The sequence below is a fragment of the Euzebyales bacterium genome (genome assembly GCA_035461305.1).
GTDB lineage: Bacteria > Actinomycetota > Nitriliruptoria > Euzebyales > JAHELV01 > JAHELV01.
In genome coordinates, this window is sequence record DATHVN010000236.1 from 1 (window position 1) to 18,960 (window position 18,960).

Consider the following 18,960-nt stretch of genomic DNA (forward strand, 5'->3'; position numbering starts at 1 on the left):
AGCACCATGGACCACGAGCAGGGGCGCCTGCAGCTCGTCGATGCGGTGGATCGGTGACAGCGCGCGCAGCAGATCCCGGTCGCGCTCCGGGTGCCCGTACTTGCTGTACGCGGCCTCGGCGATCCAGGGCTCGGTGTTGGCGTAGAACGTCTCGAGGTCGACCATGCCGCACACGTCGACGCCGACCGCGAACAGCTCGGCATACCAGGTCAACGCGACTAGCGTCAGGTAGCCGCCGTAGGATCGGCCCATGCACCCGATGCGGCCCGGCTCGGCGATGCCCGCGTCGACCAGGTAGGTGACGGCGGCCCGGACGTCGGTGAACGCCTGGAAGCGCCGGTCGAGGTTGTCGGCGTTGACGAACTGCCGCCCGAAGCCCGACGACCCGCGAACGTTCGGTGCGAACACGGTGATGCCGGCGCTGACCAGCTCGCGGTACAGCGGGTTGAACACCGGACGGTCCTGCGCCTCGGGTCCGCCGTGGAAGGACAGCACGACCGCCCCCGGCGCCGGTCCCGTCCGGTACAGCCACCCCGACAACCCGAGACCGTCCTCGGCGGGAAAGCGATGCAGCTCCGGCGACAGCGGTGTCGAGGGCACGACCTGCGGTGGGCCGTAGGTCACGGGCCGCGTGCCACCCGAGGCCACGTCGACCACCCAGATGTTGCGCGGCTGCGACGGTCCCTGCGCTGTGACGAGGAGGCGGCTGCCGTCGACGGACAGCTCACACCAGCCGAGGACCTCGGCGGGTGGCGCGGCCAGCGGGCGGTGGTCGCCACGGCCGATGTCGACCAGCGACAGCTCGCTGCGGCCGCCGTCGACGTTCCACAGCAGTGCCGCGGTGCGTCCGTCGCCGCTCACGGTGAAGCTCTCGAGCTCGGCGTCGTCGCGCTCGCCGAGGACCTCCACCGGCCCGCCGGTGGTCGCCGTCACCATGAGGGCGGCCAGGTCCCGGCCCACGTCACTGCGCAGGAGGACCCGCGTGCCGTCCAGCGCGAACTGCGCCTGGTCGGTCGAGCCGACGTCGTCGGCGGGGACGGGTGCGGTGGTCGCCTGGGTCGCGATCTCGACGATCTCGACCCACCGGGCGGTCCGGGGCCCGTGCCGCACGAGCCCCCAGTGGTGGTCGGGTGAGACGTCCAGGGCGTGCAGCAGTCCGCCGGCGGCCAGCGGCACGTGGCGGCCGGTCGTGGGGTCCAGGAGGAACGCCTGGCTCGCCGACCACTCCCCGGCGGTCGACGCGACCGGCAGCAGCGACGGGCTCCCGTGGCCCCAGGCGCCGAAGGTCGCCGAGCAGTCACCGAAGCCGCCGACCTGGCGTTGGTCCGAGCCGTCCGGGCGCATGATCCAGACCTCGGTCCGAGCAGCGCCGCCGGGGGCGACGGCGTAGGCCAGCCACTGCCCGTCCAGCGACCACCGGACCTTCTCGACCGGGTGGACGCCGCTGCCCGGCATCGTCGGCCGGTCGGCGGGGGACGCCCGCACCCACAGCTTCGGCTCCCCGCTGCGGTTGGACACGAAGGCGAGCCCGACGCCGTCGGGCGAGGCCGTCGCGGACCAGTTCGCGGTGGTCGCAACGGCCGGCTCGGTGTCCGGCGCGAGCGCGGCGGTCGTGGGGACGGGCTCGACGTCCGCCATGGGGTGGACGATGCGCATGCCCGCCTCCCTGGTGCCGCCGCCTGACGATGTCATCCAGCTCCCATGTTCTGCAGCCACATCTCGAGCAGGGCGAACTGCCACAGGCCGTTCGCACCCAGGGTGGTCCGCGTCTCGTTCGGCCCCGAAAACAGCTGTGCAATGTATCCGTCGTCGAACAGGCCGCGCTCCCGCGCGGCGGGCCCGCACAGGGCGTCGGTCACCTGGTCGAGCAGGGGGCCGGCCATGTGCCGGACGGCGGGTACGGGAAAGTAGCCCTTCGTGCGGTCGATGATCTCGTCGGGCACCACGCCGCGGCTGGCGGCCTTGAGGATCCCCTTGCCGTCGTCGGCGAGCTTCAGCTCGGGTGGGCAGGCTGCGGCGAGCTCGACGAGGTCGGCGTCGAGGAACGGCACACGGGCCTCCAGGCCCCACGCCATCGTCATGTTGTCGACGCGTTTGACCGGGTCGTCGACCAGCATCACCTGGGTGTCGAGCCGCAGCGCGGCGTCGACGGCGGTGTCGGCACCGGGACGATCGAAGTGCTCGGCGACGAGGGCCCGGCTGACATCGGTGTCGAGTCGCCACTGCGGCTGCAACGCGGCGTTGAGCTCGACGTGCGACCGATCGAAGAAGGCGTCGGCGTAGCCGTCGAGCGCCTTGTCCCGATCGAGGTCGACCAGCGGCGGGTACCAGCTGTAGCCGGCGAAGACCTCGTCGGCGCCCTGGCCGGACTGCACGACCTTGACGTGCCTGGAGACCTCCTGCGACAGCAGGTGGAAGGCCACGACGTCGTGGCTGACCATCGGCTCGCTCATCGCGCCGATCGCGTCGATCAGCGCGGGGCCCAGGCGGGCGGTATCGATGTGGATCTGATGGTGGTTGCTGCCGAACCGCTCGGCCACGAGATCGGAGTAGACGAACTCGTCGCCCGGCTCGCCGCCGTGGGTCTCGAAGCCTATGCTGAACGTGGTCAGCCCTGCCTGGCCCTGTTGGGCGAGCAGCGCCACGACCAGGCTGGAGTCGAGCCCGCCCGACAGCAGCACGCCGACGGGCACGTCGGCGACCGTGCGACGGTCCACCGCCTGGCGCAGGCAGTCGAGCAGGGCCGCGCGCCAGTCGGCGGCGTCCATGCCGACGCGGTCGCCGCGGGCGAAGTCGACGTCCCAGTAGCGGGTGTCGGTCGTCGAGCCGTCGGGATCGACGACGCGGACGGTCGCCGGCGGCAGCTTCCGCACGCCGGTCAGGATCGTGCGGGGCGGTGGCACGACCGAGTGGAAGCTCAGGTAGTGGTGCAGCGCGACCTTGTCGACGCTCGTGTCGACGTCGCCCGTGGCGAGCAGCGCCGGCAGCGTCGAAGCGAACCGGATCCTCCGCGGTGTCTCGGACACGTACAAGGGCTTGATGCCAAGCCGGTCACGCGCCAGCACGAGGCGTCCGCTCCCGCGCTCGTACAGCGCGAATGCGAACATCCCGCGGAAGCGGTCGACACAGCGGATGCCCCAGCGGTGGTACGCCTTGATCACGACCTCCGAGTCGGAGGTCGAGAAGAAGCGGTAACCGTGACCGTGCAGCTCCTCGCGCAGGTCCTTGTAGTTGTAGATGCAGCCGTTGAAGACCAGGACGAGGTCGAGCTCGTTGTCGACCATCGGCTGGGCCCCCGCGTCGGACCTGTCGATGATCGCAAGCCGCCGGTGGACGAGCGCTGCCGTGCCATCGGTCCACGTGCCACCCGAGTCAGGCCCGCGCGGCTTCAGGCACCCCAGCATCGGCTCGACATCGGTGACGTCGGCCCGTCGTCCGTCCCGCCGCCACTCTCCGCCGACTCCGCACATGGCAACGCTCCCGTGCTCGCTGACGTCGTTCGCTCCGACCGGCCGCGGCCCGCCGCACCATGAGGCCGGGCGTCCTGATCCCTCGCGGACGCATCACGTGTCACGGGGGCGGCGCCCCGGCCGCCAGCACCCACGTGTCCTTCGCGCCACCGCCACGCGACGAGTTGACGACCAGGCTGCCCTCGGGCGCCACCCTGGTCAGGGCGGCGGGCGCGACCCGGACGTCGTCGCCGTGCAGCACGAACGCCCGCAGATCGATGTGGCGTGGCGTCAGCCGGCCGCCGTCGAAGACCGGGTGCGTGGACAGCCGCATCGCCTCCTGGGCGATCCAGCGGTGTGGCGCGGTCCTGATCTGGCGACGGATCGCCTCGATCTCCTCGTCGCGGGCGTGCGGTCCGATCAGCACGCCCTCGCCACCGTAACCGTCGACCGGCTTGACGACCAGTTCGTCGAGCCGGCTGAGCACGTCGGCGCGATGCTCCTCGTCGCCGCACAGGTAGGTGGGCACGTGCGCCAGGAGTGGCTGCTCGCCGAGGTAGTAGTCGATCATGTCGGGTACGTACGCGTACACGGCCTTGTCGTCGCCGATGCCGTTGCCGGGTGCGTTGGCCAGCGTCACGGTCCTCGACGCCACGGCTGACAGCAGTGATGGGCCCAGCGGGCGCCCGTCGGCGCCCGACGCGTGGACCAGGTGGTCGTCGTCCATACGCAGGTAGATCACGTCGACGCGGCGGCGGATGCCGTGGCGCCGCAGGTAGACCACGCGGTCCTGCACGATCAGGTCGGTCGTGCGCACGACGGGGACGTCCATCTCGTCACCGAGCAGCTGGTGCTCGAACCACGCCGAGTCGTTCGGGCCCTCGGTGAGCAGCACGACACACGGATCGGGTGTCGTCGACCCTGCCGGCACGGCCGCGCGCAGCGTGTCACGCAGCATGCTGAAGGCGATCTCGACGTCGCGGACACCGTCGGGCCAGTCCAGGTCCACCCACAGGTGTTGGGACAGCCGGCGGTTGGCGACGGCGTAGCCCAGGCCGGACGGCACGCGGAGGTTGTCCTCCAGCACGTACCAACGTCCGGTCCGGCGGAGCCGGTCCGCCGCGTCGTTCGCGGAACCAGGCTCCGCGAAGTTGCCGGACGCGTCGTGGATCAGGTCCATGCCCGCGACATGAGCGCGCACCGGCTGGTCCAGCAGTGCGGCGAGCGGCAGCAGGCCCGGTGCGCCGTCGATCACCCAGGCTGGGATCACACCGTCGGCGACGATCTGGCGTTCGCCGTAGACGTCGTCGAGGAACGCGTTGAGCGCGCGGCTCCGCTGGATGAGCCCACGCTGGAGCTCGGCCCAGTCATCGGCACGTACCGTCCGCGGCACGATGTCGATCGGATACAGCCGTGTCCTGGCCTGACCCGACACGCGGAACGTCATGTTCCTCGCGCGCTGCTCGTCGTCGCGGGCCTTCTCGCGCTCGCGCAGGCCGAGTGGACCCAGGTCCTCGAGCAACTGCATGAGCGGCCCGTACGGGTGCAGCACCGTACCGTCGGCGGCGATGACCTCGTCACCGCCGAACACGCGGCCCCGCGAGCCGTCGAGCGCGTGGTCCGCGCGGCGTCGGTAGCCGGCGAGCAGCGGCTGGGTCTCGCGCCCGACGGCTCCCTCGGCCTCGTCGCGCCGGCACGTGGCCGCCAGCAGGGCGTCGACGACGTCGGCGAAGCGCTCGCGCCGTGCGAAAATCCGCCGCTGCCAACAGGCGGCGCTGCCCCGCTCACAGGCACGCCCGGCGAGCTGCGAGATCTGCTCCCAGTCGTCGTGCGCTTCAAGCTGGGGTCTCAGGCCGTCGACCAGTGACATGACCGCGTCGCGTGCCGGGACCGGCCGCGCGAAGTCGGACAGGTCCACCAGGTGGCCCTCCAGCCCGGACCGCGCGGCGCGCCACGTGGCGGCCCGCTGCACGGGCCCGCGCACCCACACCAACGGGCGTCCCTGCAGCACCGCCTCGCGCTCACGGAGCACCAGCGCGCGGTACAGCCCGGCCAGCAGCACGATGTCGTCGACGTCCGGGCAGGAGTCGGTGACGCGCAGCTCCAGGGTGGGCACGTGCGCCGACGGGCGCACGTCGAAGTAGATCATCTTGCGGTCCGAGATCGTGCCGGACGAGATGAGCTCGGCGACCAGGTCGTCGTGGTCAGTGGCCGACTGGACCAGGCCACTGGCACCGGCGGTCGGCCAGCGCTGCCACAGCAGCGAGCGGATGCTCGAGTAGCCGCTGTCGGCGCCCATCCAGTACGGCGAGCTGGCGGACAGCGCCAGCAGCACCGGCAGCCAGCGTGACACGCGCTGAGCGACGGCGACCGCCGTGTCGCGGTCGTCCAGGCCGATGTGCACCTGCGTCCCGCAGATCAGCTGCTCGCGCGCCAGCAGCTGGTAGTCGTCGTGCATCTGCTCGAAGCGCGACGTCGGCGTCATGCGCATCTCTTCGGCCTCGACGAGTGGCACGGTGCCGACCGCGGCGATGCCGAGGCCGAGCGTCTCGGCGACGTCCGCGGCCTGCCGGCGCATGCGCAGCAGCGCGTCGCGCAGGTCCTCGAGGTCGGTGAACACGTCGGAGTTGGTCTCGACCATCGAACGGTGCAGCTCGGCGGTGAACTGGTCGGACGGCAGCCGCTCCAGGATCTCCGGCCCCCGCGGCACGAGCTCCCGGCTGTCGAGATCGATGACGTGGAACTCCTCCTCCACGCCGACGGTCATCGGGCTCCCGCCTGTCTTCGCCGCGCCGGCGTGCGCCGGCGTCACGTCGTGCCCGCCGCGCAACTGGTCTCCGGCCACGTCGACCAGCGCGTCGCTGTCGCCCTGCATCGTCATCGCCTCCGCGGGATCCGTCCAGAGCGCGCCCGGCCCGGGCCGGACGCCGCGCTGACCCATGTTTGCCCCGGCGTGCGTCGGTCGGAACGAGCCCGCGTCACATCGCTGTTCCCGCAGCGCGGTCGCCACCCGTCGCGACCGCGGCGCGTGTGCGCCCCGGTGGGCCCCTGGACCGGTGTCGGTAGGAACGAGCCCGCGTCACATCGCTGTTCCCGCAGCGCGGTCGCCAACCGTCGCGACCGCGGCACCTGTGCGCCCCGGTGGGCCCCTGGACCGGTCCGCGGAGGCTCGGGGTCACGGTCGGTGCGGCGTCGACCGCGCCGCGCGCCGACCGCGATCATCAGAACGGCTCGCCCGGTCGGCTGTTGATGGTGACGCCGACCGCCTCGTGGCGTCCGCTATCGTCGACCAGTATTGAACACGATCGCCGACGCCGTGGTCGAGGTGCTGGCCGGCCACCCCGACGGGCTCACCACACCGCGTCTGGTCAAGGCGGTCACGGCGGTCACCGGCGGCGGTGTGTCGCGCGCGGCCGTCGAGCGGGCGCTGGTGCGCGACGGCCGCTTCCGCCGCATCGACGTGCTGGGTCGCGCTACCTGGCTGGTGGACCCCGACGCTGGCGCCCGCACCGCGGTGTCCGACGTGCCGGCGGCCCCGGAGCCTGCTGCGGCCGTCGACCGGCACGACCCGCTGGCCGGGTTGGCGTTGCGGGACTGGCAGGTCAGCGCGTTCGCGGCGTGGGCGGCCGCCGGGTGCGTCGGCGTCGTCGAGGCGGTGACCGGGACCGGCAAGACCCGCCTGGCGATCGCGGCAGTGCGGGCCTGCCTCGCCAACCGCGGTCGCGCGCTCGTGCTCGTGCCGACACTCGACCTGCTCGCGCAGTGGCGTACCGAGGTACATCATCATGTGCCCGACGCACGGGTCGGTCAGCTCGGCGGCGGGCGGGCCGACGACCTCCACGACCACCACGTCGTCATCGCGACGCCGCAGTCGGCGGCCGGGCTGCCGGTCGACCTGCCTCCCGGCGCCGTCGGCCTGCTCGTCGCCGACGAGGCCCACCGCTATGGCGCACCGACGTGGGGTGCCGCGCTCAAGGCCGACTTTGCGATGCGGCTGGCGCTGACGGCGACGTACGAACGCACGGACGACGGCCTGGTCGACGTGCTCGGCCCCTACTTCCGCGGGGTCGTCGCCGCATACGGGTTCGCACAGGCCGCCGCCGACGGGGTGATCGCGCCGTTCGACATCGAGTTCGTGGGCGTCGCGTTGTCCGATCGGGAGCGCGGTGCCTACGACGCGGCCGACCGCCGCGTGCGCGAGCATCGCGCCGAGCTGGTGGCCCACGGTCTGCCGAAGGCACCGCTCGAGCTCATCGCCGCGGCGGCGAAGCTGTCCGCCGAGGGCGAGGGCCGGCACAACGCGCAGATGTCACGCGAGATCGTGGCGGCCCGCGCGTTCCTGTCGGTGCTGCGTGGTCGGCGTGACGTCGCCGCCCAGGCCGCGGCGAAGCTCGCGGTCGTCGAGCGGCTCGCGCCGCGCCTGGCGGCCGAGGGTACACGGACGTTGGTGTTCACCGACACCGTCGCCCAGGCCGAGCAGGCCGCCCGGACACTGCGGCACGGCGGCGTGCCGGCCGACGAGATCCACGGCGACCTGTCACGGGACACGCGCCGCATCCGGCTGGCGCAGTTCCGCAACGGCAACCTGCAGGCCGTCGTCGCGCCGCGCGTCCTCGACGAAGGCGTCGACGTCCCCGACGCCGAACTGGCGGTTGTGCTCGCCGCGTTCCGCACCCGCCGCCAGATGATCCAGCGCCTCGGCCGCGTGCTTCGACTGAAGCCCGATGGCCGTGCCGCCACCCTCGTCATCGCCTACGCGATCGACACCCGCGAGGACCCCGACCAGGGCGCCCAGGAGGACTTCCTGTCGGAGGTCACCGACGTCGCCCGCTCGATCACCAGGCGCCACACCGCAGATCCACGGCTCGGCAGCCATTGACACGTGCGTACGTACTCGCCTACCGTCGGTGCCGCAGCGTGGCGAGGGGGCCGTGGATGAGCGGCACTGCCGCGTCATGTGATCCGACGCACGATCCGCATCTCCGCGAGGCGTCGTGGCTCGATCTCCCACGAGACCGGGAGGACATCGCATCGGTCGGGCCGCCGGTCTGGCGCTGGACGGTGCCGTTGACCACAGCCGGTGTCGAGATCGACGCGTCCTCGGTTCCTTCGACGAGCAGCGCGACACCCAGGACGGTGCGCGTGCAGCCGACTGCGAGATCTGGGTCCGCAGCCAAGACGCGTGGGGCGCAGCAGTCTCCGCGCTCGATGCAGAAGGATGACACGCGGGTGCTGCTCGAGCAGTGGGACGCTGCCCACCCCGATGCCATGTACCTGGAGCGCATTGCCGAAGAGATGCGCATCCTTCGCGATCGCTCCCAGTGGAACCTGACCGCGCTCGGACGCTATGAGCGGCCCAAGATCGATCCACCGTTGACCGACCCCAGGTTCGACGAGGTGGTCCTCGTCACCGATGGCGCCAACGCCGCACGCGCTGCGTCTGATCCCGTCGCCGAGCCGCACGACTGGATGGCACGGCTCCGCGCCGATGAGACGCAAATGCGACCGTCGGGCGGCCGCCACAGCGATGTGGCGATGCTGCACCTGCGCCCTCAGGCGTCGATCCGGTAGGTGAACACGTAGCGATCGCCCGCGATCACGGACACGAAGCACTCGACGGGGCGGTCATCGGCGTAGGCCGTCTGGTAGAGGTCGACGACCGGCACGCCCTGCTCCAGCCGCAGCGCGCGGGCCTCGTGCGGGTAGGGCATGCGGACGCTGAGCCGCTCGACGAAGTGGGTGAGCCGATGACCCAGCTCCTCGAGGCGCGCGTGCGCGCCGCCCTCGCCCATGAACTCCTCACGCAGCTTGCCGACGGCGAGATCGGTCGGCATGTAGCTGTCGGTGAGCTGGGTGGGCATGTCGCCCATCCACATGCGCCGGCGGCGCCTGAACACGTGTGTGCCGGGCTCCACCTTCAGCCACTTGGCGACGGCGCCGGGCGCGCGGACGTCGGCGAGCTCCACGCGGTCCTGGTGCACGTCCCGGTGGGTGTAGCCGCGCGACTCGGCGTCGATCTCCAGGCCGGACCTGCCCTCGTCCCGGTAGTGGTGGCGCGCGAGTCGGTCGTAGGGCTGCCGGACGAGCGCGTCCGCCAGCACGACCTCCTTGACGAACGCGCCGACCCCTCGTTCCGTGCGTACGCGGCCCTCTGCCGCGAGTGCCTGGATCGCGCGCCGGATTGTCGTACGTGTCACGTCGAAGTGCCGCATCAGGGCGGACTCGGAGGGCAGGCGATCACCGGGGATCAGCTCACCACGGTCGATGTGGTCGCGGATGAGGTCGGCGATCTGCTTGTAGACCGGCCGGTCGCTGGCGAGCTCGACCGTTCCACGGATCTCGGTCGTCGTCCTGGGCCCGCGCTGCGCCACCTTCGCGCCGGGTGAGACGACGGTGTCCGCATTCGGCGGGACCACCGTGTCGGGCAGCCGCACGTCGGTCGGGATGCTGTACTCGATCTGGAGCTTGTCGCCGGCGAGGACCGCGAGGAAGCACTCGACCGGCCGACCACCGGCGTAGGCCACCCGGATCTGGTCGATCACCGGCACGCCGGCACCGAGGCGGAGGGTCCGCGCCTCGGACGGGTCGGGCATGCGGAAGATCAGGTGCTCGTCGAAGTGGGTCAGCTGATGGCCCTGCTCGCCGATCCGTGCGTAGGTGCCGCCGGGCCCGGTGTCCCGTTCGCGGATCCGTCCTGTCGCGACGTCGAGCGGGAGGTAGCTGTCGGCGATCTTGGCGGGCTGCCACCGTGCACCCTGCAGGCGGGTGGAGACGACCCGCTTCCGGGCGAACACCTGGTCGCCGGTCGCGAGCTCGAGCAACTCCGCAACATGCTCCGGTGCCGGGATTTCGCCCAGGGTGACCGCCTGGCGGTAGTCGAAGCCCTGCGCGTGTGCGTCACGCTCAAGGGGGCTCACCTCGTTTGTGCCATGCCGAAGGAAGTCCGCTGGGTCGTGGTTGATGAGCCGCTTGGCGTCGGCGACGAAGACGCCGACACCGCGCTCGGTCCTGATGCGTCCCTCCTGCGTCAACTGCGCCAGCGCGTTGCGGATCGTCGCGCGCGACGTGCCGAAGCGGCGCATGAGGGCTGACTCCGACGGTAGCTTGTCGCCCCCGCGCAGCTCGCCGGCGTCGAGCAGGGTGCGCAGCTGGTCGGCGATCTGCTTGTACACGGCGCGGTCGTCAAGGGGATCGACCGGCGGAATGCTCGTCACGCTCGCCACCACGTGCCCCTGACGCGATCGATTGACGCGTGCGTCAACATTACTGCCCACCTGAGTGAAAGGGAAGACAAGAAAACAAGCACCTAAGCACTTGTACACATAAGTACCTGTCGACTATAGTCGATAGTAGAGTCGGCGGCCAGACGGTCGCCGGCCCACCGGAGGACCGGAAGACCCCGGCCACGGAGGTGGGTGATGAGAACCGACAGCCAGTGGATGCGGATCGCGACCGCGCTAGGAGCCGTGACCCGACAGGCGCGCATCGGCGTGGTGCGCAGCGGACGCGGAGGCTCGGCGCCTCGCGTGTTCGCAGACGATCAAGATGCATGGTTGGGACCCGATGACGAGGTCGTCGCCCGGGTCTTCGAACCGGCCGACCTCCTCGACGTCGGGCGGTTCCAGGGCCTCGAGCCGTACGAGCGGATCGCCGAGAACCTGATCGATCTGGCGTGGGACGAGCGGGACGGTCACAACCGGCAGCCGGGTCCGCCGCTATCGATCCTCCTGCACGGTCCGTCTCGGGTGGCCATGGCAGTCCTCGCGCACACGGTGGCGTGGGGCCTCGACGCTGATCTCGTCCAGGTGTTCGCCGCGGCGGTGCTGCCGAGCAGCAACGGCGGGTCGCAGCCGATCGTCGCACCCGCGGTCAACAAGGCGCGGGGACGGCGACGGAGCGTCCTGTTCATCGATCAGCTCGACATGCTGTCCACCGCGGACGGCCACGATGTGAGGAGGCAGCGCGCGATGAACGATCTCGTCGCCGAGGTCCTGCGCCCCGCTTACGGGCGCGCCCCGATCGTGATCGCCGCCTACGTGGGCGACGACGCCCCCGACCGCCGTCTGACCGACCGGTTCGAGCACATCGTGTTCATCGACGTGCCGGAGTCCGATGATGCGGAGGTCGCCCCGGTGCGTCACCGGTCGGCGTCGGCTTCCGTTCGTACGGCGCCCACACATGCGCACGTGCAGCACGGGGGTCAACGATGTGGACCGACCATGGAGTCGGCTGCGTAGGTGGGCGGACGCGGCGAGGGGTTCGAGTCCGCGGATAGGTCAGCGGCCTCCTCCGTGTCGGCGATCTGGGCTGCCAGCCGACATGGTTCGGGCGTGTACTGATGGCCACTTGACGAGGCGCGCCCCACGGTCCTGGCTAGGCAACTACCGCCGTCGGAACAAGAGCACACTCGTCCCGCCATGATCGTGCGGGCGCGCGGGGAGGTCGCGATGTGAGTGTCGGGCAATGCGGTTCCGTGGCCGACGCTGTCGATGCCTCCAAGGACGAAGTGCCGTGCGCCGTATCACCATCACCGATGCCGCAGCATCACGTCAGTGTCGCGGGCGTCGTCGTCGACCCCGAAGGCCGTGTACTTGCGGTCCGTCGTCGCGACAACGGGGCGTGGGAGCTGCCGGGCGCGGTGCTCGAACGAGGCGAGTTGATCGAGGACGGGCTGGCGCGCGAGATCAAGGAAGAGGCTGGCGTCCTGGTCGATGTGGTCCGCTTATCCGGCGTCTACAAGCACATCGCCCGCGGGATCGTCGCCATCGTCTTCTATTGTGAGCTTGCCCACGAGCTCGAGACCGACTGGGCCGAGACCGTCGGTGTGCGTTGGATGGATCGAATCGAGGTCGCGGATCGTATGACCCCTGTGTTCGCCCAGCGAGTTCTCGACGCGCTCGACCGCGGCTCGAACTCGGCCCCGGCGGTGCGGCACCACGATGGGGGTCATTCATCCCGCCGTTGCACATGTCCATCGCGAACAAGCACCGTTCTCGGCGCCGACTGATATGGGATGCACCACACACGGCTGTTCATTCATGCCCGCCCTCGGCCAGAACCACGAACGCATGGCGGCCGTCGTGACGTTTGTCTGGCTCATCTCGTTCATCGTCGCCTGACCATGACCGCGCATGATGCACCCGTCGACGCCAGCTGGCGGCGCATCGTTTCGCCCGATTCGGCCGTCTGAAGGGCCGAACCTCGGACGGGAGGCACAGGTCATGGCCCCAGGTGACGGTCCGCGACGAACGGATGCTGCGCGCACTGTTGCGGCCGTCATCACGCACGTCAGTCACCGTGTGCTCGCCATCCAGCGCTTCGACGATGACGAGTGGCTGCTGCCCGGGGGGCGGGTCTCATCCGGTGAGGACGCTGAGGTCCGGCTCCGGCAGTACGTGCGGGGTGCCACGGGGTTCGAGATCCGGGACCTGGCCACCACCGGCTGCTATCCGAGCGGCCGATGGCGCCGTCGAATTCTTCCGATGCGAGATCAAGGGTGTCGGATCCGACATCACCTCTGGCACGCGGACGATGCGCTGGATGGACAGCCGCGCGCTCGTCGCGCACATGGACCCCGTCAGTGCCAAGGGAATGCTCGATGCGCTCGACGCGTACGCGCACGTCGGGCCAGCTGACCGTGGACCCGGGGCTCGGACGCTGCTCGCCAGCTGACCCTGTCGACGACGCCCCTCCCTCACGGCGCGTTCAGGAGGCGTCCTCCGCGACGTCCGGCGGGGCCGCCGCGCGCAGCTCGCGGTAGAGGGCCTCGGTCTCGGGGGTGAGCCAGCCGCCGTCGGCTTCGACGCGCAGGCGCAGCCGGCGCATGCACGCGTCGACGCCCGCAGGGTCGCCGGCCATGTCCGCGGTGCGCATACGGTCCCTGTGCAGCAGCTCGCTGGTCGGCGCGGCGAGCAGGCCGCGGTCCACGGCCCATGCTGCTCGCTCGACGTCACCAATCGTCAGCGACTGCATTGCCAACCGGTGGGCGATGTCGATGATCATGCCCGCCGTCCGCAGCGCGGTTCCGTCGGCGTGTGCCCACGCCGCTGCGTCGGTGAACGGCTCGCCCCGCACCAGCTCCAGCGCCGTGTAGATGCTGCGGGCCTGGGCCGGAGGCGGCTGGTGGTCGAGCCCGCCGACCAGCTCGTCGCAGCGTGCGAGGTCCGTGGTGACGGTGTCGCTGAGCTCGAGGCGGCCGTCGTCGGTGCGCACGACCGCCGGGTCGGACGTGCCGAGGAGGGCGTCGACCGTGGCAATGGCATGCTCGAGTACATCCGGATCCGGTGTGCGCCCCGGCCGTAGGAGGCCGAGCAGCGTACCGACGTCCGCACCGGTCCGATGGACGGCGAGCCAGGTCAGCAGCTCCGCCGCGTCGGCGTCGATGGTCAGTGAGCGATCGTCGATCGTCAGTGGGCCCAGCAGACCCACGACGCGAATGGACCGCCGCTCGTCGGTCGCCGTTGCCAGTCGCATGTGATCGTCGGCCAGCACCGGTCGCAGCGCTGGCGGTCCGGGCGTCGCGACGTGGCCGTGGGTCGTCGGACGCAGCAGGTCACCGAACCGGTCCCAGTCATCCGGCGTCAGCCACTCCGGCGGGTCGAGCCGGATGTCGTCGGGCCACAGCCGTACCTCGTGGCCACTGAGCTCCACTTGGGTCGCCGGCCCCTCACGACCGGCCACGACGAGGCCGACAGCGGGGTGCGCCGCGGCATCAAGCAGCGCGTGCACGTCGTCATCCGCCACTCCCGATCCGCACAGCACCACGATGCGCGAGTCCGCCCGCTCGACGGCGTCGCCCAATCGCCGGACGCGATCGAGGGCCGCGCCGGCGTCGGCAGCGATCGACACCCGGGCCAATCGTTCGACGAGCGGGTGGTGGCGGCCGACGACGACGATCTCGGCGCCGCGGGCGGCGCCGGCTGCGGCGAGCTCCGCGGTCCACGACGTCATGGCGTCGGCGACCAGATCGTCCGGGCCGCACACGCCGACGCCGGCGACCGCGATGGGATCAATGAGCAGCAGCGCACCTGCGTCCGTGCGGCCGCACGAGACGAGCGCAGGGACGTAGCGACGATCGTGCGTAGCAGGCGCCATCTCGAGCTCCGCTGCGACGATCCACCGCCGGCCGTCGTCCGACGCGGTGACGCCGGGCGGCGTCGTCTGCTCAGCGGTCGAGAGGTGCAGCACGACGTCCTCACCGAGCTCGACCGCACGCACCTCCGGGGCGGCTCCATGCTCGGCGAAGTGCTCGGTCAGCGTGCAGAGCACACGGTCGGTGCGGTGCGTGAGGTCGTGCTCGGCCATTGATCGCAGCCAGCGTTCGAGCTCGGCAGCCTCGGGGTCGACGGGCGCAGGGACGGCACCGACCGCGCGGTGCCGGAGCCGGTGGCGTCGGCGGTTCGCGATCAGCCCGAGGAGCACAGCCGCCAGGACCGCCGTGGCGGCGGGTGCCAGGTTCCAATCGTCGTTGCGTTCGCGTGCGGGTGCCTCGAACCGGGCAGGCGCGAGCTGTCCTCGATGAGGGAGGGCGGGTGGCTCCGAGCCGACGGCGCTGTCGGCGGCTTCCGGCCTCGCCACGGGCGGCGGCAACGTCGAGGGCGTGACCGGGGCAGGCACTGGTGCCGTCGCGCCGCCGGGGTGGTCCGTAGGCGGCCGAGGCGCCTCGTCTCGCGCTCCCGTGCGTGACCCTGCACGTCGGCCACCATGGTCCGATCCCGCACGTGTCCCACCGTCGTCTGACCTGGCACCCTCGCCGGTGCCGTCCGACGATGGCTCCATGGTCGGTAGGCGCAGGACCCATCCTGGGCGGATCAGGTCGGGATCATCGACGTGCCCGCCATCGGGCTGGCGCCGTCCCCGGTTGCGGGAATGGATCTCGCGCCACCGCTCGCCGTCGTCGAGGTGCTCTTCGGCGATGCTCCACAGGTCATCCCCAGCGCTGACCGTGACCCGGGCGGGAGGGGCCGGGACGTTGGCGTCCGGAGGCAGCTCGAGCCGCCACCCCGGGCGGATCAGGGTGGCGCCCCGCTGCAGCCGTCCCCCGTCCGGCTGTGGGCGGTCGATGTTGCGAGCTGCGATTTCCTTCCATCGATGACCCTCACCGAGGGTGCGCTCGGCGATCGACCACAGCGAGTCGTGCGTGCGTACCGTCCACCACGCACCTGTGGTCGCCTGCTGCTCCGGGGGCGGCGCGTCCTCGGGCCGCGAAGTGTGCTGGTCGGCTCTGGCCTCGACGGGCGCGCCTGCGGTCGGCGGCACGGGCGGTGGCTCGGCCGCGGCTCGGGTGGTGACCGATGACATCAGCATCACGGTCGCCACGAGGCGCGCCGCGAGCTGCTGCACCGGACCGAGCCCGGGAAGTGCTTGTGCCACGGTCCGTCGCAGCACCGCTGCGATCTCGAGGATGATGCCCGCCGTGATCGCGGCCCACGTGAGCCACAGGACCACGGCCAGGGCCTGCAGGAGCGTCGTCGGAGCGATCTGCCCGTACCGCAGTGCGGCCATCACCGTCTCGAGCTGTGGCATCGACCGCGGCAGCGGCCAACCGACCGTCACCGCCAGCGCGATGGGCACGCCGGCCACGAGCAGCACCAGCCCGACCCCGGCCGCGAAGCCGGCTGCGAGATCGTGACGTCGTCGGGACGGGCGCATCATGGTCCTCCATCGCTCACACCGGTCGCGGCCCGTGCCTGCCGGGACGCTGTCACCGTCGGATCGCCGACCCCGGCGAGGCCGAGCAGCAGCATCTCCACGCGCATCCGCACGTCGACGGTGACCGTGTCGCCGGTGATCCGGGTGGTCCCGGTGGCTGGCGTCGATGCGAGGTACGCGGCGACCGCGTCGTGGCCGTCGACCGGATCGACGATCGCGCGACCGGAACGCAGTTCGTGCTCATCCACCGCCTGCACGCCCGCGCGGGCGGCGTTGCCGGCGATGTCCGCCGCCTGCCGGCGCGCAGCGAGCAGCCGACCACCGTCGAGCACGAGGGCGGCCGTCAACAGCAGCGCCATCGTGACGATGACGACGAAGACGCTGAGGCTGCCGTCCTCGCGGCGCACTACGGGCCACCGCGGTAGGTGTCGATGACCTCGACGGCGTGGCCGTCGACGGTTCGTTTCCCGGGAAGTCCCAGTCCGGCGACCCCGCTGAGGTCAACGGAACATCGCACGTCGACGCGCACGCTGCCGCCGGGACGCCAGTCGCTCGACGACGTGTCGACGGCCAGCTTCCGGCATGCGACGCCGGACGCGGTGAGGTTGCGTCGCACGATGTCGCGCACGCCGACGAGCTGCGGCCCACGAGCCAGTGACGCGGTCCGCGCGGCTTCGGCGGCGGCCTGGGCGACATCCTGTTGCGCCTGGCCGAGGCGCCCCGCAAACACGACGAACAGCATGCACAGCACGAGCGCCGGTGCCAGGACGGCCAGCTCCGCGGACATCCCACCGTCGTCGCGCGTCATGGCGCGGTCTCCGGGACGAAGCGCTCAACCGGACCCTCGGCACTTGCGCTCACGGCTACCGGCAGGCCCGGGACCACCTGGTGCGCCCGTCCGACGACCGTGGAGGTCACGACCGTCGCGGTCCGCTCGACAGCGACGCGCGGTGCACGCAGGGCACCGAGGTGCCCGAGGAGCGCGTGTGCCGCGGCCTCACCCTCGGCCGCGCCGCCCCGCTCACCCTGGGCGGCCTCGACCGCTTCCTGGGCGCCGGCCTCGGCGATCTGGGCGGCGTGCAGATACAGACCGAACTGGATGGCCAGCAGTATCACGAGCAGGACCGCCGGGAACACGATCACGAGCTCGGTGCTGCCGGCGCCATCGTCGTCAGCGATACCCGCCCTCCTCGGACACCCCCACGGCCCCAGCCAGCCAACACGCGCCGCCGTCAGCCGCCGAGGTTCATGCCGTTGGCCTTCGCCGTCACCTTCTCGGTGATAATCGCGACCACCACGATCGCCAGGGCCGCCAGCGCCGCGGTGATCACCACCGCCTCGGTCGATAGCGCGCCGCGCTGCTCGACGGCGATGCGACGGCGCACGGCAAGCAGCTGGACGTGCAGCCAGAGCAGGGAGATCATGTGCGTTCCTTTCGTTCACAGCTCACCAAGGACGACCCAGACCGCCGGGAAACCGACAAACAACATGAAGGCGACGGCCAGCAGTGCGACGGGCACGCTCATCTGCTCGGTGACGGCGCGGGCCCGGGTCTCGACCGCCGTCAGCTGCGCCGAGCGCAACGCCCGCGCCCGCTCCGTCAAGGTGATGCGGACCCGTGCCCCCTGTTCGCCGGCCAGTTGCAGGCTCGTGGCGAGCTGTGACAGCTCGTCGATCTGCAGCCGGTCACCGAGCAGTCCCAGCACCTCCCACGGTGTCTGGCCGGTCAGCCGGCACCGGTCGAGCGCGGCGCGCAGGCGCTGCTGGGGCCACGCGTCGCCGAGGGATGCCGCGGCGTGCAGCGCGGACTCGGTCCCCGCGCCGCCAGCGAGCAGGACCGCGGTGACGTCGAGGAAGCTCGACAGCGCGTGGACGAACTCCGCGCGACGCTCGGCCGCGAGCCCCCGCAGCTCGATGTCGGGTGTCACGAACCCGATCAGCGCCAGGCAGAGCGACACCATGGCGACAGCGCCCGGACGGACGCCGACACCGGCGAGCGCGGACACCCCGGAGGCGGCGGCGGGCAGCGCGGCGAGCGTCATGGCGGCACTGAGCTTGCGGACCGCATGCCGTTCGGGTGTCCGCCCGACGAGCTCAAGGTCCGCTGCCGGTGCCCGGTCTGCGGCCCACGACGACAGGGCGGCGATCTTGGCCCGGCGACGTGACGGCCGGTCATCGGAACGCACGGGGCCGGGACGGTCGAGCGCCGCGAGGGCACCGCGGAGTCCGGGGGGTCGCGGCCGCAGGCTGCGGACGAGCAGCGTGACACCCAGGCCCAGCCCCGCGCCGAGCAGCAACACCACGCTCATGCCCGTCGTCCTGAGTCGGCACCCGGCGCCTGCGCCAGCAGTCGCGCCGAGGGCAGGTCGATGCGGTCCAGGCGTCCCAGCAGCATGAGCGACGACGCGACCACCCCACCGACGACGGCGAGCCACAGCTGGCCCTCGACCGTGCCGTACGGCGCGAGGTAGTCGGCACTGAACGTGAGCAGGGCGCCGCAGAACACGGCCGTGATGATCAGGACCAGACGGGTCGCCGAGCGGACGTGGGCACGTCCCGCATCGACGCTCGCCCCCATGGCGACCTGCGCCCTGGTGGCCTCGACGAGCGCGGCCAGCAACCGGCTGAGGTCCCGTGTCTCGTGCTCCCCCGCGGTGATCAGTGCCGCTGCGAGCAGGTCAGCCGTCGGATCGTCGACGTCGTCGGCGAAGCCGCGCATCGCGTCTGCCATCCTCTGGTGCTCGAGCCGCCCCGCCAGCCTCATGACCGCGGGCGCGATCACCGGTGGAGGCCGGCGCGCGGTGACGACGATCGCCTCCTCGAGGCCGGCCGCGCCGGCCATCGTGTCACGCAGCATCTC

16 protein-coding genes are annotated in these 18,960 nt (G+C 71.5%); 5 read left to right on the forward strand and 11 right to left on the reverse strand.

All coding sequences use genetic code 11. From position 1 onward, the window contains the following. The 3 genes from VK923_20965 to VK923_20975 all read right to left on the reverse strand — a co-directional run. A partial coding sequence (locus VK923_20965) for a prolyl oligopeptidase family serine peptidase (protein HSJ47151.1) occupies positions 1–1,656 on the reverse strand: 1,656 nt, incomplete at its 3' end. A 32-nt stretch (positions 1,657–1,688) separates the two neighbouring features. After that, on the reverse strand, positions 1,689–3,470 hold the full coding sequence (locus VK923_20970) for an N-acetylglutaminylglutamine amidotransferase (GenBank protein ID HSJ47152.1): 1,782 nt from the start codon (positions 3,468–3,470) through the stop codon (positions 1,689–1,691). A 100-nt stretch (positions 3,471–3,570) separates the two neighbouring features. Beyond that, complete coding sequence (locus VK923_20975; protein ID HSJ47153.1) at positions 3,571–6,324, reverse strand: carboxylate--amine ligase/circularly permuted type 2 ATP-grasp protein; 2,754 nt, start codon at positions 6,322–6,324, stop codon at positions 3,571–3,573. 420 nt (positions 6,325–6,744) lie between these two features. On the opposite strand from VK923_20975, the gene VK923_20980 reads away from it, so the two are divergent. Together VK923_20980 and VK923_20985 are read left to right on the forward strand one after the other, a co-directional pair. After that, positions 6,745–8,328: a DEAD/DEAH box helicase gene (locus VK923_20980; protein HSJ47154.1), complete on the forward strand. Its 1,584-nt coding sequence runs from the start codon at positions 6,745–6,747 to the stop codon at positions 8,326–8,328. A gap of 329 nt (positions 8,329–8,657) precedes the next feature. Next, the gene (locus tag VK923_20985; GenBank protein HSJ47155.1) at positions 8,658–9,020 is read left to right on the forward strand and encodes a hypothetical protein; all 363 of its coding nucleotides are present in this window, start codon (positions 8,658–8,660) and stop codon (positions 9,018–9,020) included. On the opposite strand, the gene VK923_20990 is transcribed toward VK923_20985, so the two are convergent. Next, entirely contained in the window at positions 9,002–10,663 is a 1,662-nt protein-coding gene (locus VK923_20990) for a GntR family transcriptional regulator (GenBank protein HSJ47156.1), read from the reverse strand. The two genes, VK923_20985 and VK923_20990, sit on opposite strands and share 19 nt — an antisense overlap. Before the next feature lie 339 nt (positions 10,664–11,002). On the opposite strand from VK923_20990, the gene VK923_20995 reads away from it, so the two are divergent. The 3 genes from VK923_20995 (at position 11,003) to VK923_21005 (ending at position 13,121) form a co-directional block, all read left to right on the forward strand. Continuing rightward, complete coding sequence (locus VK923_20995; GenBank protein ID HSJ47157.1) at positions 11,003–11,686, forward strand: AAA family ATPase; 684 nt, start codon at positions 11,003–11,005, stop codon at positions 11,684–11,686. A gap of 296 nt (positions 11,687–11,982) precedes the next feature. After that, positions 11,983–12,456: an NUDIX domain-containing protein gene (locus VK923_21000; protein ID HSJ47158.1), complete on the forward strand. Its 474-nt coding sequence runs from the start codon at positions 11,983–11,985 to the stop codon at positions 12,454–12,456. 533 nt (positions 12,457–12,989) lie between these two features. Beyond that, positions 12,990–13,121, forward strand: coding sequence for a hypothetical protein (locus tag VK923_21005; protein ID HSJ47159.1), 132 nt, complete (start codon positions 12,990–12,992; stop codon positions 13,119–13,121). A gap of 33 nt (positions 13,122–13,154) precedes the next feature. Here the strand turns inward: VK923_21005 and VK923_21010 are convergent, their stop codons facing one another. From VK923_21010 to VK923_21040, 7 genes are all read right to left on the reverse strand, one after another. After that, a complete protein-coding gene (locus tag VK923_21010; GenBank protein HSJ47160.1) occupies positions 13,155–16,103 on the reverse strand; it encodes a LysM peptidoglycan-binding domain-containing protein in 2,949 nt (982 codons plus the stop codon). Further along, positions 16,100–16,507, reverse strand: coding sequence for a pilus assembly protein TadG-related protein (locus VK923_21015; protein HSJ47161.1), 408 nt, complete (start codon positions 16,505–16,507; stop codon positions 16,100–16,102). The genes VK923_21010 and VK923_21015 overlap by 4 nt, the downstream gene beginning before the upstream one ends. Beyond that, positions 16,507–16,908 (reverse strand): TadE/TadG family type IV pilus assembly protein, encoded by a 402-nt coding sequence (locus VK923_21020; protein HSJ47162.1) that lies wholly within the window; start codon positions 16,906–16,908, stop codon positions 16,507–16,509. Before VK923_21020 ends, VK923_21015 begins: the two co-directional genes overlap by 1 nt. After that, positions 16,905–17,336, reverse strand: a complete 432-nt coding sequence (locus tag VK923_21025; protein ID HSJ47163.1) for a TadE family protein — start codon at positions 17,334–17,336, stop codon at positions 16,905–16,907. The genes VK923_21020 and VK923_21025 overlap by 4 nt, the downstream gene beginning before the upstream one ends. After that, positions 17,333–17,524 carry a hypothetical protein gene (locus VK923_21030; GenBank protein ID HSJ47164.1) on the reverse strand — a complete coding sequence of 64 codons (192 nt, stop codon included), beginning with the start codon at positions 17,522–17,524 and terminating at the stop codon, positions 17,333–17,335. Before VK923_21030 ends, VK923_21025 begins: the two co-directional genes overlap by 4 nt. Before the next feature lie 15 nt (positions 17,525–17,539). Beyond that, on the reverse strand, positions 17,540–18,409 hold the full coding sequence (locus VK923_21035) for a type II secretion system F family protein (protein ID HSJ47165.1): 870 nt from the start codon (positions 18,407–18,409) through the stop codon (positions 17,540–17,542). Continuing rightward, on the reverse strand, positions 18,406–18,960 hold a 555-nt coding region (locus tag VK923_21040), incomplete at its 5' end, for a hypothetical protein (GenBank protein HSJ47166.1). The genes VK923_21040 and VK923_21035, both read right to left, overlap by 4 nt.

Bases quoted from the DNA above. Each gene is read 5' to 3' on its own strand.
- VK923_20970 (HSJ47152.1), bottom strand. From the start codon at position 3,470: ATGTGCGGAGTCGGCGGAGAGTGGCGGCGGGACGGACGACGGGCCGAC.
- VK923_21005 (HSJ47159.1), top strand. From the start codon at position 12,990: ATGGACAGCCGCGCGCTCGTCGCGCACATGGACCCCGTCAGTGCCAAG.
- VK923_21020 (HSJ47162.1), bottom strand. From the start codon at position 16,908: ATGACGCGCGACGACGGTGGGATGTCCGCGGAGCTGGCCGTCCTGGCA.
- VK923_21035 (HSJ47165.1), bottom strand. From the start codon at position 18,409: ATGAGCGTGGTGTTGCTGCTCGGCGCGGGGCTGGGCCTGGGTGTCACG.
- VK923_21000 (HSJ47158.1), top strand. From the start codon at position 11,983: ATGCCGCAGCATCACGTCAGTGTCGCGGGCGTCGTCGTCGACCCCGAA.
- VK923_21030 (HSJ47164.1), bottom strand. From the start codon at position 17,524: ATGATCTCCCTGCTCTGGCTGCACGTCCAGCTGCTTGCCGTGCGCCGT.
- VK923_21010 (HSJ47160.1), bottom strand. From the start codon at position 16,103: ATGATGCGCCCGTCCCGACGACGTCACGATCTCGCAGCCGGCTTCGCG.
- VK923_20975 (HSJ47153.1), bottom strand. From the start codon at position 6,324: ATGCAGGGCGACAGCGACGCGCTGGTCGACGTGGCCGGAGACCAGTTG.
- VK923_20985 (HSJ47155.1), top strand. From the start codon at position 8,658: ATGCAGAAGGATGACACGCGGGTGCTGCTCGAGCAGTGGGACGCTGCC.